General features: G+C 59.9%; 14 protein-coding genes. 5 read left to right on the forward strand and 9 right to left on the reverse strand.

The genetic code is table 11. The features are described 5' to 3' along the window. Positions 1–23: 23 nt before the first annotated feature. Genes PAF17_RS02420 through PAF17_RS02440 form a run of 5 tightly spaced genes read right to left on the reverse strand, consistent with a single transcriptional unit; the run spans position 24 to position 4731 of the window. Entirely contained in the window at positions 24–776 is a 753-nt protein-coding gene (locus PAF17_RS02420) for an SDR family oxidoreductase (RefSeq protein ID WP_271887488.1), read from the reverse strand. Between the two features lie 38 nt (positions 777–814). Then, a complete protein-coding gene (locus PAF17_RS02425) occupies positions 815–1564 on the reverse strand; it encodes an SDR family NAD(P)-dependent oxidoreductase (protein WP_271887489.1) in 750 nt (249 codons plus the stop codon). Continuing rightward, positions 1561–2424, reverse strand: coding sequence for a fumarylacetoacetate hydrolase family protein (locus PAF17_RS02430; RefSeq protein WP_271887490.1), 864 nt, complete (start codon positions 2422–2424; stop codon positions 1561–1563). The genes PAF17_RS02425 and PAF17_RS02430 overlap by 4 nt, the downstream gene beginning before the upstream one ends. A 4-nt stretch (positions 2425–2428) precedes the next feature. Beyond that, positions 2429–3733, reverse strand: a complete 1305-nt coding sequence (eno, locus tag PAF17_RS02435) for a phosphopyruvate hydratase (RefSeq protein ID WP_271887491.1) — start codon at positions 3731–3733, stop codon at positions 2429–2431. Further along, positions 3730–4731 (reverse strand): phosphotransferase family protein, encoded by a 1002-nt coding sequence (locus tag PAF17_RS02440; protein ID WP_271887492.1) that lies wholly within the window; start codon positions 4729–4731, stop codon positions 3730–3732. Before PAF17_RS02440 ends, eno begins: the two co-directional genes overlap by 4 nt. Positions 4732–4908: 177 nt before the next feature. Between PAF17_RS02440 and PAF17_RS02445 the strand changes: the two genes are divergently transcribed. Further along, positions 4909–5904 carry a LacI family DNA-binding transcriptional regulator gene (locus tag PAF17_RS02445; RefSeq protein ID WP_271887493.1) on the forward strand — a complete coding sequence of 332 codons (996 nt, stop codon included), beginning with the start codon at positions 4909–4911 and terminating at the stop codon, positions 5902–5904. A 34-nt stretch (positions 5905–5938) separates the two neighbouring features. On the opposite strand, the gene PAF17_RS02450 is transcribed toward PAF17_RS02445, so the two are convergent. From PAF17_RS02450 to PAF17_RS02465, 4 genes are read right to left on the reverse strand one after another with little or no spacing between them, the layout of a single operon-like run. Continuing rightward, positions 5939–6898, reverse strand: a complete 960-nt coding sequence (locus PAF17_RS02450; protein ID WP_271887494.1) for a sugar-binding transcriptional regulator — start codon at positions 6896–6898, stop codon at positions 5939–5941. Positions 6899–6943: 45 nt separating this feature from the next. Further along, positions 6944–7876 carry a sugar phosphate isomerase/epimerase family protein gene (locus tag PAF17_RS02455; RefSeq protein WP_271887495.1) on the reverse strand — a complete coding sequence of 311 codons (933 nt, stop codon included), beginning with the start codon at positions 7874–7876 and terminating at the stop codon, positions 6944–6946. A 10-nt stretch (positions 7877–7886) separates the two neighbouring features. Then, positions 7887–9419 (reverse strand): glycerol-3-phosphate dehydrogenase, encoded by a 1533-nt coding sequence (locus tag PAF17_RS02460; RefSeq protein WP_271887496.1) that lies wholly within the window; start codon positions 9417–9419, stop codon positions 7887–7889. Position 9420: 1 nt separating this feature from the next. Further along, positions 9421–11010 carry an FGGY-family carbohydrate kinase gene (locus tag PAF17_RS02465; RefSeq protein WP_271887497.1) on the reverse strand — a complete coding sequence of 530 codons (1590 nt, stop codon included), beginning with the start codon at positions 11008–11010 and terminating at the stop codon, positions 9421–9423. Between the two features lie 256 nt (positions 11011–11266). Here PAF17_RS02465 and PAF17_RS02470 point away from each other — a divergent pair, with 256 nt between their 5' ends. The 4 genes from PAF17_RS02470 to PAF17_RS02485 all read left to right on the forward strand — a co-directional run bounded on the left by PAF17_RS02470 (position 11267) and on the right by PAF17_RS02485 (position 15588). Continuing rightward, positions 11267–11923, forward strand: coding sequence for a DUF2291 family protein (locus PAF17_RS02470; RefSeq protein WP_271887498.1), 657 nt, complete (start codon positions 11267–11269; stop codon positions 11921–11923). Then, a complete protein-coding gene (locus tag PAF17_RS02475; protein WP_271887499.1) occupies positions 11920–13476 on the forward strand; it encodes a sugar ABC transporter ATP-binding protein in 1557 nt (518 codons plus the stop codon). The genes PAF17_RS02470 and PAF17_RS02475 overlap by 4 nt, the downstream gene beginning before the upstream one ends. 26 nt (positions 13477–13502) lie before the next feature. Beyond that, entirely contained in the window at positions 13503–14540 is a 1038-nt protein-coding gene (locus PAF17_RS02480) for an ABC transporter permease (protein WP_271887500.1), read from the forward strand. Between the two features lie 100 nt (positions 14541–14640). Beyond that, positions 14641–15588 carry a D-ribose ABC transporter substrate-binding protein gene (locus PAF17_RS02485; RefSeq protein ID WP_271887501.1) on the forward strand — a complete coding sequence of 316 codons (948 nt, stop codon included), beginning with the start codon at positions 14641–14643 and terminating at the stop codon, positions 15586–15588. Positions 15589–15731: the final 143 nt, after the last annotated feature.

Below are 15731 nucleotides of genomic sequence, written 5' to 3' on the forward strand. Positions count from 1 at the left end.
TTTGTCGTCTTATTTGGTCGCAGTCAGATCGAAATTCCTCCATCGATGCACAACGCCTGCCCGTTGATGGCCGCGGCCTCATCACTGGCCAGCATCGCCACCAGTCCCGCCACCTCGTCCACGTGGGTGAAACGCCCGGCCGGCTGTCGATCGGTAAAGAACCTGAGCGCGGCTTCGTGACTTCCCAGTTGCGGCACCAACTCTTCGATCCGCTGCCGCAACGAAGGGGTGTCGACGGTTCCGGGGCACACAGCGTTGAACCGGATTCCTTGCGAAAGATAATCCGCGGCACAGGCCTTGATCAGCCCGATGACGCCGCCCTTGGCGGCACAATAGGCCGCACGACGTGGAAAACCACGCAGCGACGATGCCACCGATGCAATGGCGATGACACTGCCACCCCGTTCCCCGATGCGCGGCACGGCCTCGGACAACAGCAGATAGGCACTGTCCAGGGTGATTTGCATGCTTTTGCGCCAATCATCGGGGCTGCATTCCACAATGGTCCCCTGATGCACCCAACCTGCCGCGTGCACGACGATGTCGATATGCGCGATGTCCGAAATCCAATCGCGAACCGCGCTGCCATCACTGGCATCGACGACCGTGGTCGAGGCCACCTCCAGATCCCGCAGGAGCGCATCATTGATGTCGCTGGCATGCACCACAGCGCCCTCGGCTGTCAGGTGTTCCGCCACGGCCCGCCCGATGCCTTGCCCGGCTGCGGTGACGACGGCGACGCGTCCCGACAATCTGCCTTGTTCAGCCTTGGCCATCCTGTGCCTCCTGTATCTTCGCGCTATCCATGATCACCTCAATAGGTTGCGCGCCCGCCAGACAGGTCGAATACCGCACCCGTGGTGAAGGAATTTTCTGCCGAGGCGATCCACAGAACCATCGAGGCCACCTCATCAACCGTGACGAAACGACCGCGGGGAATCTTGCCGCGCATATATTCGATGAACTCGGCGGAAACCTGTTCGAGTATGCGTGTTTGCGCCGTTGCCGGCGTGATGCAGTTCACCGCGATGTCATATTGCGACATTTCCTTGCCGAGCGATTTGGTCATCGCGATGACCGCAGCCTTGGACGAGGAATAGGCCGAAGCGTTGGGGTTGCCTTCCTTGCCCGCAATCGACGCGATGTTCACGATCCGGCCATAGCCCCGCGCGACCATGCCCGGAATGACCGCGCGGCATGTGTGAAACGTGCCGTCGACATTCACCGCCTGCACCTTGCGCCACATATCCACCGGGTATTCGGCCAGCGGTGCCGCCGGTCCGGCGATACCGGCACTGTTTATCAGGACATCAATCAGACCAAAGCGTTCTTCGGTCGCCTGCGCTGCCGCCAGCACATTGTCCAGGTCGCTGACATCTGTCTGAACCAACAGCACCTGATCCGACGGCAGCCCGGTCACACGGGCCTCAGGTGCAGAGATATCCATATCCCAGATCGCGACCCGCGCACCGGATTGCGCAAGACGTTCGACAACAGCGGCCCCAATTCCGTTTGCACCACCGGTAACGACAGCGACGCGGTCCTTGAAATCATAGCTGTTCATGATTTCGCATCCGCAGCATGAACAACTGTCTGGTTCTGTTCGCCCAACCCATCGATGGACAGCCGCACCTTGTCACCGGGCTGCAACCACACCTGCGGTTTCATCCCGGCACCGACACCGGGGGGCGTTCCCGTGCAGATCAGGTCTCCGGGCAGAAGCTGGCAAAATTCGCTCATGTAGGAGACGATGGTGGGCACATCGAAGATCATCTTGGCGGTCGAGCCGGTCTGCATCCGTTGCCCGTTCACATCGAGCAACATATCCAGATCGTCAAAATTCCCGATTGCATCCGGCGTGACCAGAACCGGACCCGTAGGGCAGAAGTTGGGATAGCTTTTGCCCTTGACCCATTGCCCGCCCCGTTCCAGTTGCCAGGCGCGTTCGGAAAGATCGTTGACCAGCACAAGGCCCGCGACATGATCCATGGCCCGTTCGCGATCAACATCCAGAGCCGCGGTTCCAATCACGATACCCAGCTCGACTTCCCAATCCAGTTTGGTCATCTTCGCCGAATACAGGATCGGATCATTCGGCCCGCAATAAGTCGCCGAAGATTTGTTGAACAGGATCGGTTCCGACGGAATTTCCATGCCGGCCTCGGCGGCATGATCGGAATAGTTCAGGCCCACGCACCAGATATTTCGAGGTTGCGCCACAGGCGGCGCGATCCGGCGTCCACCGGCATCGACGACCGGCAAGGATGACAGGTCCGTGGCTCGCAGCCTTACGAACAGATCGGCAGAGATCGTCTCGGGGGTGAAATCGTCAACTATGCCGCTGACATCGCGCAAGGCACCATCATCATCGACAATGCAAGGGGTCTTGGCCGCATGGCGATCACCCAGACGCATAAGTTTCATCTTGTCATACTCCGCTTTGTTGCCAGGCGTTCCCCAAGGGGGCTCCGCCGACGAATTTTCCGGCATCGGGATCTTCGCTGATCCGCAACACCTCGTTCCATTTTGCCATCCGCTCGGAACGGGTCATCGACCCGACCTTCAACTGTCCAGCGCCAAGCCCGACAGACATATGTGCGATCGAGACATCCTCGGTTTCCCCCGAACGCGCGGACACGATGCAGCGGTATCCAGATGTCTCGGCCGCCTGCATTGTTTCAAGGCTTTCGCTGACGGTTCCTGCCTGATTGACCTTGATCAGAACGGCGTTGCAGGCCCCTTCCCGCGCCGCGTGATTCAGCAGCGCCGCATTGGTCACCAGATAATCGTCGCCAATGACTTGCAGCCTTGAACCGAAACGCCGGGTGAACTCGATCATGCCCGCGGTGTCATCCTCGGCCAAGGGGTCTTCGATCGACGCGATTGCGTAATCGTCTATCCAGCGGGCCAGCAGGTCGATCATTCCACCCGTGTCCATCTTTCGCTGATCCAGTGCCAGTTGATATTGACCGTCGTTCCCGAATTCAGATGCCGCGATATCGAGCGAGACAACCACCCGCCGACCCGGTGTTTCGCCGGCCAGCTCTATCGCCTGTATCAGGGTTTCCAAGGCCTGCTCGTTACTGTCAAAGGACGGCCACCAGCCGCCTTCATCCGCGACACCGGCGCGCCGCCCCTGCCGGGCCATCAACGATCCCGCCGCCGCATGGATTTCAGAGCTGATTTCAATAGCTTCGGCAAAATCATTCGCGCCGGGAACCATGACCATGAAATCCTGAATGTCGACACGTCGTCCGGCATGGGCGCCACCGCCGAAAATCTGGATCTCGGGCAAGGGGATACTTGCCTGGCGCCCGGTGATCCGCGACAGGTATCGCCACAAGGGGACCCCCTCGGCTGCGGCTGCCGCGTGGATCGCCGCCAAAGATGTCGCCACCAGCGCGTTTCCGCCCAGATGGGATTTCAGCTCGGTTCCGTCCTGCTCGATCATGGCGCTGTCAAGGCCTTGCTGATCGCGCACATCGCGTCCCGTCAGCAATGGCCCAATCTCGGTATTGACCGCGGCCAATGCACGCGACACATCCATTCCGCCAAGCCGCTTGCCGCCGTCACGCAGATCCAGGGCTTCGCGGCTGCCACGGGATGCCCCCGCAGGGGCAATCGCACGTCCGACCGCCCCACCTTGCAGGGTGATTTCGGTTTCGACAGTCGGCCGCCCCCGGCTGTCCCAGACGCGTCGGGCATGCAAATTCCTGATATCAAACTGGCTCATATATTGTTCCGTTCTTTAAGAAACCCCGCCGCGACCTCGTCCAGATTGCCCGGACCGGCATTCAGCAAGGCAAGGGCGATGCGGCGCACATGATCGCGTGCTGCGTCATCCAGATATTCGACCGGCGATTTGCCATCGACACGGGCCAGGAACAGCGCCGGCAGCAGCGCCGCAACGCGTGCCTCGAACTGGTCCGGGTTTTCCCAGTCGACAAAGGGTAGGTAGCTGTCTCGAAATTCCGTGAGCCGGGCGATCAGATCCGGTGCGGATTGTGGAAGGTGAACCGCCTTCAACATCAGGTGGTTCAGGCAGAATGCCACGTCGAAACATGGATCCCCCATTGTGGCACATTCCGCATCCAGAATGACGGGTGCGCCGTTGCGCAACATGATGTTCTTTGGGCTGACATCGCCGTGAATCAATGCGATCGATGCGCTGTAAAGCATATCGGCAAGCCCTTGCAGTTTCTCCGCTAGCTGAGGATGGCGCGTCGCTGTGAACAGCAGATACGGCTCGATCCGCAAAGCGCGGAAATCATCGTGATTCTGAAACGCGGATGTATCGAAACCGGGCTTGGCAGATGCGTTGTGAATCCGCCCCAACAAGGTGGCAACGGCGGCGGCCTCGCCCCGCTCGGGTCGTTCTGCCAGCAACGCGTCCTTCCAGAGATAGGTGTCCTCTCCGGTCAGAAATTCCATCGCGAAGCCGTGCATATCCTCGGACCGGCCATAGAGTTTTGGCGCGTTTTCAGGCGCGATTCCATGTACATAGGACAGCCATTCGAACTCGGCGCGATTGCGATGCACAGGGGCCAGCCATTCGGCCTGAACACGCAGCTTGGGCAAGGCGAATTTCGCGCATAGGCGCAGTTCCGCGACCCGAACCTCGGCGATGTCCGAAGCGACGCCCCCGGTCAGCGGGCGCACCAGCGTCACCTGATCCGGATGCCCCAGATCCAGCGCCTGTATCAGTGCCGTGCAGCGTTCAGTCAGATTCAAATTTCCTGCCCCCAATCGTCAAACTGGATCAACCGCCAGTGTTCACGTGAACAATAAGTGTTGCAGAAAGTTCCTGTCAACGCTTTACTTGGAAAAATCCCGACGACTTGTGTCGTGGCACTTGCCTCTGTGGGCGGATCACCGCATTTGCGCGCAGAACAACCGGTAGGAGACAGAATGTCCAAGCGTGTGACGATCAAATCCATCGCAAAAGACCTTGGCATTTCACATATGACGGTCTCTCGCGCATTGTCGGACCATCCCAACGTGCATGCCGAAACACGCGAGGCAATCCAGACCCGCGCCCGCGAACTGGGCTATGTCAAAAGCGCCGCGGCCCGCGCCATGCGCGGAGAGGAAACGCAAATCGTCGGGTTGCTGCTGCCAAATATCGTGAATGAGTTTTATGCGCGCTTTGCCAATACATTAGCCAAGGCATGTGGTGAAAACGGGCTGCATCTGATCATCCACCTGACCGATGACGACCCACAGGCCGAGGCCAGCGCGATTGCCCGCCTGCACGAAGTCCAGGCCATGGCGGCCGTCATGGTTCCCGCACCGTCACCCAAAGCACCGCCTGCCCGCCCGTCCATCGCGATGCGGCAGGTTCAGCTGATCCGCCAGCGGGAAGACGGCGAACCGGCCCCTGCCATATTGGTCGATGACCAGGCGGCGATCGTTCAGGCCGTTCAACATCTGGCCAGAAAGGGCCATGAACGCATCGGTTATATCGGTGCCCATGATCACCTGTCCTCGGGGCGGAACCGACTTGCTGCCTTTCGTCAGGGGATCTGCACCGCCGACCTTGACGAATACCCGGACCTGATCTGCACCGGCGCCCCCAATTTCACGACCGGCCGCGAACAAGGCCGCCGCATCCTGCGCCCTTCCGGTGCGACGGCGGTGATTTGCGGCGGGTTCGAAATATCCAACGGGGCATTGAATGCCTTCATGGATCTTGCCCCTGCAGCCCGATCCGAAACCGCATTTGTCGGTTATGGGGATCCGTCCTTCTACACCTGGCTGAATGGCGGGCTTTCTACCATTGCGGTCCCGGTGGACCGGTTGGCGCATCAGACACTGGCGATCCTGAAGGACAAGGATCACGATGCCGCCGCATGCCATCGCTTTGCGGCAAGATTCGTGGATCGAGGCCCCGCAGTGCAGCCCTGACCGGAAGAGGTGCTTCGTTCAAGAACCCGAACGGTTATCCGTCCTGGTCAAGGATTGCGCGGGCGCTGGCCTCGTCTGTGATCAATCCGGACAGGCGGCCGCTGCGAAGGACAGCACGGATCGCGGCGACCTTTTCGCGACCTCCGGCAATCGCGATGATCCGACTGGTTGCCGGTCCGTCCAGATCGACAGAAAGAGTGCGGCTGCTCAGCCCGGTTTCCAGCACCCGACCTTCGGCATCAAAAAAGTTCCCAAGGATTTCTCCGACACCACCGGCGGCGTTGATTTCCGCGATTTCATCAGGTTCGATCATTCCCGACGACACAAGCTGAGCGGTTGAATCCGCAGGCCCCATACCGGCGAATTTCAGCGTTGCACCATTGGACAGATCGAAAATTTCGCGCACGCCGGGCTGGGCCAGCAAAACGGCGCGGTCGGATTCGGATCGCGCGAAAAACGGCACCGGCAGGACATGGGCCACTGCGCCGGTCTTTTCGGCCAGGCTGTGCATGACATCATGCGGATTGGCGGCATAGTTGCGGGAAAAGCCGCCCAACAGCGATACGAACCGCAAACCCCCGGCATCAAGGCGCGGCATCTGCTGCACGGCGGCGGCCAATGTCCGGCCATGCCCGACCCCGATCACGGGATGCTCGCCGCGTTCGATCTGGCGGCGCAGGAACGCGGCACCGGCCAGCCCCAGCGCCCGCAAAGGCAGACCTTCTTCACCCAGATCGGGCGCGACCTCGCAATAATCCAAGCCGTATTTGCTGCATAAATCGGCCTCGAGCCGGGCGCAGGCGACGATTTCGCCATCGATGCTGACCTTGACCACCCCATCCGCCACAGCCCGCGCGATCAACCGATGTGCCTTGACCGAGGGGACGCCCAGACGCTTGGCAACCGCTGCCTGCGTCAAGCCGCCCGCGTAATGCAGCCACGCAGCCCTGATCGACAGGTCTTCTTCCGGGTCGGTTGCACCACGACGTGCCATGTTTTCTGCCTCGTTCGCTGGGTGGTCTATCCTGTGGATATAGCGTTACAATTTCAGCTTGTCGCCGCCGCTATCGATATGGGGTGCCCAGAACGCGACACTTTCCGCGATCTGCGACACGACCTGTCTGTCATTTGGTTCTCGCTCCTTGAAGCTGAGTTCAAGGCAGATCTCGTTGTCCTCGGCCCCACCTTCCTGCAAGGCAGCCAACAAGGGGGCGGGCTGAATACGCCCCTTGGCGTTGAACTCGGCGGTGAAGGGGCGATGACCACCTTTGTCCATAAGAGATTGCTTGATGTGAATGATCGGGCTGACACGGGGCACCGCACGTGCCCATGCATAAGGATCATAATCATCTGGATCGGATGAGGTCACATCGCCATGGTCGATATCGGCCATCATCCACATCGGAACCGCCATCCCTGCCGCAGTCAGCCGATCCTGCAATGCCAGACAGCCGGTGATTGTTTCCCCGAATTCGCGGCCCACGCTCATCGGTTCCCAGAACAGATAGTCCAGCCCGGCCGAACGGGCGTGTTCGGCCACTTCGGCCCAACATTCGATCGCGATGGATGTCAATTCTTCGCGCCGCACCGGATCATCAAAGTCGCGATAGGTAAAAATCGCGAATTGCGTGCCAACCGAGCGCCCGCCAAGATCGGCGATGATGTCGCAAAAGGTCTTGAACCAATCCACGTAGTAACGCCGGACATCGCGATCAGGATGTCCGAAATGATTCAAGCGCCCATAAGGGCCGGTCATCCCGCTCGTAACGCGCACGCCCGTGCGCCTTAACGCAGCGTCCATCTGGCGCGTCAGTCGTCGGATCAGCGGCGCAGGCCACGACGGGTTGATAAACTCATGGGTCAATTGCAGGTCACGAATTTTCAGATCGCGTGCAACCATGTCGATCAGATCATCGGGGTCGGCAAACCGGTTGACCAAGGGATTGGTATTCAGGGACAGCGTCAGGGGCATGCGAAATTCCTCAGGCTGCGTGCACAAGGTCAGCATGGCTGAACCATTCGGCAAAGGCACCGCGCTGCTCGGGCGTCAGGTGCAGATAGTGCTTGGTGCGGCGATACAGGATGTCATCGGGATGACGCGCCCACTCGTGCGCCACAAGATAGCGGATCTCTGCCTCATACAGCAGTCCCCCGAAATGGCGACCAAGATCCGCGACCGAGTTCGCCCCCGCCACGACATCCTTGGTGCGGGCCCCGTAAAGGCGGCCGTAATGCAGGACCAAGGGTCGGGGCATCCACGGAAGAAGTTCCCGCAGCAGGTTTGCATAGCTTTCGAAATCGGCGTTCGCGATTTCACCACCCGGAAGCGTTGCTTCCTCGGTCCAGTCAGGGCCCATCTTCGGGAAGATCCCGGACAATTTATGCATGCCGCGTTCGGCCAGTTCACGGAATGTGGTGATCTTGCCGCCAAAGACATTCAGCAACGGCGCCCCAGCAGTCACATCCAGATCAAATACATAGTCACGTGTCACGGCCGAAGGATTGCCCTGCCCGTCATCAAACAGCGGTCGGACACCCGAAAAGCTGTGTTCGACATCATCGCGACGCAGCTTTTCCTTGAAATACCGGTTCACGACATCCAGAAGATAGTCGATTTCGCCTTCATCAGCGGCCACATCCTCGGCCCGTCCGTCATAGGCGATATCCGTCGTCCCGATCAGCGCCTTGTCGCCTTCGTAGGGATTGACAAAAATGACACGTTTGTCGTGGTTCTGAATGAGATAGGCGTTGCTCCCGGCCCACCATTTCGGCACGATAATATGGCTGCCCTTGACCAGCCGCACCTTGCGCGTTGATTGCGCACCGGCCACGCGGTCAATCACATCCGTCACCCACGGACCCGCGCAATTCACCACGCAACGGGCGCGAAACACCCGGATCTGACCGCTGTGCGTATCGCGCGTTTCGACGTGCCAGATTCCGCCTTCCCGGCGTGCGGAAACGCATGGATTGCGGGTCAGGACAGTCGCGCCACGCTCTGCCGCATCCAATGCGTTCAGGACCACCAGGCGTGAATCATCGACCCAGCAATCGGAATATTCGAAGCCCTTGACATATTCGTCCCGCAGGGGCGCACCTTCGGGATCACGGCGCAGGTCCAGCGTTCTTGTGCCGGGCAGTTTCTTGCGCCCCCCCAGATTGTCGTAAAGAAACAATCCAAGCCGCACCAGCCAGGCGGGACGGTCCTGAGGGCTGTGAGGCAGCACGAAACGCATGGGCCATATGATGTGAGGGGCCGATTTCAGCAGGACTTCACGCTCGATCAGCGCCTCGCGCACCAGGCGAAATTCGTAATATTCAAGATAGCGCAACCCGCCATGAACCAGCTTGCCCGATCGCGACGATGTTCCCTCGGCCAAGTCGTCCTTTTCGCACAGCACGACTTTCAGTCCGCGCCCCGCCGCGTCGCGCGCAACTCCGGCGCCATTGATCCCACCACCGATCACGAACAGGTCGACGATGTCGCTTTCGGGGGGGCGTTGTTCGGGCGTCATGTCATAATCCTTTCGAAAATACGTCGCGGGCAGCCGCGAGGGCGCTCCAGCTATCGTTCATGCCGTGGCGAGACGCGGAGAATGCCGGAAACAATCGGTCATATACCTCCACCAACCCGGGGTCAGGGGTTTCGGCTGCCCCCAATAACGGGGTCACCCACTGGGCAACACATGCATCCATATCGGGATAGGCGCCAATCGCGACGGCTGCCATCATCGCGGCACCCGCCGCACCGGCTTCGTCGCGGCTGGAGACGCGCACCGGGGCGTTCAGCGCCGCCGCCAATATCGCGCGAAGTCCCCCAGAGCGGGCGGCCCCGCCGGTCAGGCGCAACTCGGATGGCAGCGGCCCCATCGCACCATAGCAATCGCGCATGGCCATGGCCAGACCCTCGGCGACAGCGCGCAACAGGTCGGGAAAGCCATGGTTTGCCGACAGGCCAATGAACCCCGCCCGCGCATCCGCGTTGATAAAGGGGCCGCGCTCGCCAGCCTCGGAAATATAGGGATGATAGACGATCTGGCCGGGCCGTGACTGCGCCAGCCAGCCTTCTATCCGGCCCATCAGATCGCGCGGATCGCACCCATGCCCCATTTCGGACAACAGATCCGCCGCGACACCCAGAAGCCAATCAAGGTTCAGCGTCGCCGCCATATTCGTCTGAACTTGCGTGACCGTATCATTCACAGGCAGGCAGATCACATATCCGGTGCCTGCGGCGTTCAGATTCACCTTGTCTGCACGGACCGCCCGCATATGAACCCCGGTCGAGCCGATGGTCGAACAGGCAATGTCACCAACCCCGCCATAGACCCCTGCCCCCAGGCCGGTCATCACCATATCAACATATCCAAGGCTGACCGGCGTCCCTGCCAGCAATCCGGTCTGTTCGGCCGCGGCGGCGCACAGCGGATACGTGACCTGCGATCCATCGACAATCTCTGGCAACAGATGGCGGCGATGGCGCAAGCCAAGCGACTCGATCACGGTGTCATCATAGCTGCGGGTCCGAAAGTTGCCGAAGGTAAAGCTGGCCTCGGACGGATCGGTCACCCGCATACCCGTCAAGTTCAGATACAGCCAATCCTTGCAATGCATCGCGACTTCGGCACGATCGAGCAACTCGGGGTGATGGGCATCCATATGCGCCATCTGACTGCCCTGTTGGCAGGTATTCAGGCCGGTGCCGGTTGCTTCGAACCGTGCCCGCTCGCCCGCGCCAGACGCCAGCCGCGCCACGGTCGGCGCCGCGCGCGCATCAAGCCACAGCCACGCATCCCCCACCGGTCCGTCCGCGCCGATCAGCCAGGTTCCATCGCCCTGTGCCGTAACCGACATTGCCGCCGTGCGCTGTGCCAAGCCTTCAACCTTGTCGCCCAGGCCGCGCAATGCAGTCGAACAATCGCGCCATGTCTGCGCAAGCGATTGCGTGGCCGCGCCATCCTGACCGGAAGTGTAGCGGTTGCGAACCGCCGACGATGCCAGCTGCTTGCCCGTAAGATCAAAGGCGACGGCCTTGATCACGGATGTGCCTGCATCAATCCCGATTACAATATCAGCGACCATGATCCCCCCGGAAATTCGCGACATGCTCAGCCTTGGCCACGCCTCTGCCGCTTGCCTCAACCCTATATCACGAATTTTCGGCATGAAACGTATTTTTTTACGGACAGAGTAATTTTTTTCAGTTAAGCTGAGTTAACGGAGGAGGAATATACATGTCGCATTCAGGCCCGGATTCCCTTTGCATCCATATGGAAAAAGGCTGTGCAAACATCGTAGCCTTCACCTGTCCGGCGGCGCACCGCGCCTGATCAACTTGCTTCCATCAATACGAGGCTGCGTCATGACAACACACACCGCATCCGCGCCAAAAGCGCCGGCATCCCCGCGGCGGGGGCTTTATTTCAGCGCTACCCTGACGCTTTTGGTAGCGGCGGGTATCGCGCTGGATACGACCGTGGTTCACATCGGCTCTGACCAGGATGTGCGGGCACAGGCATTCTCACCTGACAGCTATGGCGAATCCGAATTTCCGCGGATCCAGTCCTTTGTGACCGACAAGGCGATCGAAGCCGCGACACTGGCACCCGAAGTTCTTGGCGACAAGAATGCCGCGGCCGAGAAATATGGAACCCCGGCATCCACCGGCACGATCATGTTTGTCACCGCCACCGGAATCGTGGGCGAAGGCAAATCCGGAATCTACAACCTGCAGGTCGAAGGGGTCCCCGAAGACATAACCTTGCGCGTTCAAACCGGCCCGGCCGTCATTGGCACGGACCTGCGGGACGCACCAGGAGACATCGAGTTCGGGCAGTTCAAGAACCAGATCGAATATCAGGACGCGGGTTCAGGGATCAACCGTGCCATGAAGGCCGCGGTCCTCGACAACATCGACAATGCGGAGCTGACGGGCAAAACCCTGTCGGTTACCGGCGCATTTCGTCTGATCAATCCCAAGAACTGGATGATCACCCCGGTGAAGGTCAGTGTCGAATGAGCACATCAATGAACATTGCGGGCGAAATGCCGACCGGTGACCCTGACACGCGCGAAGTGGTTCTGGCCGCGCGCAACGTGGCGAAATCCTATGGTCAGGTCCACGCATTGAAAGGTGTCAACTTCGACATCCATCGCGGGCAGGTGACAACGCTATTTGGTGAAAACGGCGCCGGGAAATCGACGCTGATGAAAATCCTTTCGGGTGTCATTCAACCAACAAGTGGTGAAATAATCCTTGATGGTCAATCGGTTGCATTCAATAACTCGACCGAGGCGCGCGATCTGGGCATCTCGATCATTCACCAGGAATTGTCGCTGGCCCCCAATCTGTCCGTGCGTGACAACATCTTTATGGGCCGCGAAATCATGGGCGCCACCGGCGTCAATTTCGCCGAAGAAGAACGCCAGACCCGCGCGCTGATGAGCGAACTGGAAGAAGACATCGACCCCCTGACCCCGGTCGAGGAATTGCGACTGGGCCAGCAACAGATCGTCGAGATCGCACGCGCCTTGTCTGTGGACAGTCGAATCCTGATCATGGACGAGCCGACCAGCGCCCTGTCCGCCAGCGAGGTCGAGGTGCTGTTCAAGGTCATTCGCGATCTGACCGCACGCGGCGTCAGCATCGTCTATATCTCTCATCACCTCGAAGAAGCACTGACCATCACCGATCATGCTGTTGTCCTGCGTGACGGCACCATGACGGCCTATGCCCCGCGCGCCGAAATCGATCTGGAATGGATCGTCCGCAATATGGTTGGCGAGAATTACGATCTTGGCAGCCCGCCCGACAGCCGTCAGGGCGATGTCGCGCTGTCGATCCGCGAATTGACCCTGCCCGACCCCGCCGGAGGCTTCAATCTGGTTGACGGGCTGTCGCTTGACGTGCGTGCGGGTGAAATCGTCTGCATTTACGGATTGATGGGTGCGGGACGCACCGAGTTGCTGGAAACCTGTGCCGGGCGACTGCAGGCCAGTGACGGCCAAATCGTGCTGGAGGGCAAAGAGGTCTCGCATCTGTCCATCGCCGAGCGCATCGCCCGGGGTCTTGCCCTGGTGCCCGAAGATCGCCAGCGCGACGGACTGGTTCAGACCATGAGCGTCGGCGAAAACCTGTCCCTGGCCTCGATTGCAAGTTTTACCCGCGGGTTATTTACGCAGAAACGCCTGGAACAGAAGCTGGTCGATGACAGCATCCGCGAAGTGACGGTCAAAACCTCTGGGGGGAATGCCGCGATCGGGTCCCTTTCCGGGGGCAACCAGCAAAAGGTGGTGATCGGCAAGATGTTGGCCACCAAACCGAGGGTCATCATGCTGGACGAACCTTCGCGCGGCATTGACATCGGCGCCAAGGCCGAGGTCTTTCGGCTGCTGTCCGAAGGGGCCGGAAACGGGCTGGCTGTCATCTATTCGACCTCCGAAGTCAGCGAATGCCTGTCCATCGCGCATCGCATCATCGTCATGCACAAGGGCCGCATCTCGGCCGAATTCGATTCCACCGTCACCAAGGAACAGATCATGGCCGCCTCGGGCGAGTCCGTGGCCGCCTGATGGACGAGAGCGAGAGAGAACCAACCATGTCGGACACAACCGCCGCACGACCCAGCGACAAGAAAAGCGACTTCAGCATCGCGCGCCTGCTTCTGGAAGGTCGAGCATTCTTTGCGTTGATTGCGATTATTGTCGTTTTTTCAATACTTTCTCCAAACTACTTAACCGTCAGCAACTTTCTGACCATGGCCAGCCATGTCGCGATCTATGGGATCCTTGCCATCGGTATGTTGCTGGTGATCCTGAATGGCGGCATTGATCTGTCCGTCGGGTCGATCCTGGCGCTGGCAGGTGTCACGGCGGGGGCCATGATGCAGGGGATCGAGCTTCAGGCGATGGGGGTCATCCTGTATCCTCCTGTCTGGGCGGTGGTCATACTGACCTGTGTGCTGGGGGCATTGGTGGGCGCGGTCAATGGCGTGCTGATCGCCGTTTTCAAGGTTCCGGCCTTTGTCGCGACCTTGGGTGTCATGTATGTGGCGCGCGGGATCGCGTTGCTGATGACCAATGGCCTGACCTACAACAACCTCTCGGGGCGTGCCGAGCTGGGAAATACCGGCTTTGACTGGCTGGGTTTCAGCCGGATCGCGGGCGTGCAGATCTCTGTGATTGTTCTGGCGCTGCTGGCCATTCTGGGCGGATTGATGTTGTCGCGGTCATCCTTTGGCCGCTGGCTATATGCATCGGGCGGAAACGAGCGCGCGGCCGAACTGTCGGGCGTTCCGACCCGCCGCGTCAAGATCACTGTCTATACATTGTCGGGGATGCTGTCTGCTGTTGCCGGCCTTGTGCTGGCATCCCAGCTGACCTCGGCGGGACCGACGGCCGGCGTTACCTATGAGCTGACGGCAATCGCCGCGGTCGTGATCGGCGGGGCGGCATTGACGGGCGGACGCGGCACAATGCGGGGCACGATGCTCGGGGCGTTCGTGATCGGCTTCCTGTCGGACGGCCTGGTGATCATTGGCGTGTCGTCATACTGGCAAACCGTCTTTACCGGAGCAGTCATTGTTCTGGCTGTCCTGATGAACTCGCTTCAATATGGCGGGGGGCGAAAATCCTGACCCCCAAAGCATTCCCGCCCGGACGCGGACCACGCACCATCCGGGCGGAATACCTGCCGAAAACCACGGCAGCACTACCAACCCAAGGGAGAGAAACGAAATGTTCAATCTGACGCGCCGCACATTGTTGGCAGCCGCCGCGACCGTTCCACTGATGGCATCTTCGGCATGGGCCGATGGCCTGATTTCGATCATCGTGAACGATCCGGCGAACCCCTATTGGTTCACCGAAGGCGAGATCGCCAAGCAAACCGCGGAAGAGCTGGGATATTCGGCCAATGTCGCGGCCCACAAGGGTGACACGAATGCCGAAAGCACATTGGTGGACACCGCCATCACGAATAAATCGGTCGCGATCATCCTTGACCCGGCCAATGCCGATGGCTCAGTTGGCGCGGTCAAGAAAGCCGTCGATGCAGGCATTCCCGTCTTTCTGGTGAATGCCGAAATCAACCAAGAGGGATTGGCAAAATCGCAGCTGGTTTCCAACAATGCGCAAGGCGCGGCGATGGGTGCGCAGCAATGGGTTGAATCGGTCGGGGACAGCGGCGACTATGTCGAACTGTTCGGCAACCCCTCTGACAACAATGCCGCGACCCGTTCGAACGGATATGAAACCGTGCTGACGCAATATCCCGACCTGAACAAGGTGGGCCAAGAGGTCGCGAACTGGGACCGCACGCAGGGCTATCAAAAGATGCAGTCGCTGCTGCAGGCCAATCCCGACATCACCGGTGTCATTTCGGGCAATGACGAAATGGCCCTAGGCGCCATTGCCGCCCTGAAAGAAGCCGGAAAGCTGGATCAGGTCAAGGTCGGCGGTTTCGACGGGTCCCCTGATGCGGTCGATGCCGTCAAGTCGGGCGAGATGCAATACACTGTCCTTCAGCCGGTTGCCGTCTTCTCTGAGGCCGCGGTTCGCCAGGCCGACAATTTCATCAAGACCGGTGAAACCGGCGCTGATTCAGAAAAGCAATTGTTCGACTGCCTGCTGATCACCGAAGACAATGTTGACCAATACAGCGCAGCCTTCGTGCTGGATCAGTAACACCGCAAAAGCGGGCGCGGCCTTGGGGTCGCGCCCATTCGTTTGAATTGACATCACATGCGTCACGCGATGATCGCCATCGACCCACTCCGGTCGGATGGATGGAACATCATTGCCTGACTGCAAATCATACGACCATCGGA

It is taken from the genome of Paracoccus onchidii, assembly GCF_028294535.1.
GTDB lineage: Bacteria > Pseudomonadota > Alphaproteobacteria > Rhodobacterales > Rhodobacteraceae > Paracoccus > Paracoccus onchidii.

Bases quoted from the DNA above. Each gene is read 5' to 3' on its own strand.
- PAF17_RS02460 (WP_271887496.1), bottom strand. From the start codon at position 9,419: ATGACGCCCGAACAACGCCCCCCCGAAAGCGACATCGTCGACCTGTTC.
- PAF17_RS02480 (WP_271887500.1), top strand. From the start codon at position 13,503: ATGTCGGACACAACCGCCGCACGACCCAGCGACAAGAAAAGCGACTTC.
- PAF17_RS02430 (WP_271887490.1), bottom strand. From the start codon at position 2,424: ATGAAACTTATGCGTCTGGGTGATCGCCATGCGGCCAAGACCCCTTGC.
- PAF17_RS02470 (WP_271887498.1), top strand. From the start codon at position 11,267: ATGACAACACACACCGCATCCGCGCCAAAAGCGCCGGCATCCCCGCGG.
- PAF17_RS02420 (WP_271887488.1), bottom strand. From the start codon at position 776: ATGGCCAAGGCTGAACAAGGCAGATTGTCGGGACGCGTCGCCGTCGTC.
- PAF17_RS02445 (WP_271887493.1), top strand. From the start codon at position 4,909: ATGTCCAAGCGTGTGACGATCAAATCCATCGCAAAAGACCTTGGCATT.
- PAF17_RS02465 (WP_271887497.1), bottom strand. From the start codon at position 11,010: ATGTCGCGAATTTCCGGGGGGATCATGGTCGCTGATATTGTAATCGGG.
- PAF17_RS02450 (WP_271887494.1), bottom strand. From the start codon at position 6,898: ATGGCACGTCGTGGTGCAACCGACCCGGAAGAAGACCTGTCGATCAGG.
- eno (WP_271887491.1), bottom strand. From the start codon at position 3,733: ATGAGCCAGTTTGATATCAGGAATTTGCATGCCCGACGCGTCTGGGAC.
- PAF17_RS02475 (WP_271887499.1), top strand. From the start codon at position 11,920: ATGAGCACATCAATGAACATTGCGGGCGAAATGCCGACCGGTGACCCT.
- PAF17_RS02485 (WP_271887501.1), top strand. From the start codon at position 14,641: ATGTTCAATCTGACGCGCCGCACATTGTTGGCAGCCGCCGCGACCGTT.
- PAF17_RS02455 (WP_271887495.1), bottom strand. From the start codon at position 7,876: ATGCCCCTGACGCTGTCCCTGAATACCAATCCCTTGGTCAACCGGTTT.
- PAF17_RS02425 (WP_271887489.1), bottom strand. From the start codon at position 1,564: ATGAACAGCTATGATTTCAAGGACCGCGTCGCTGTCGTTACCGGTGGT.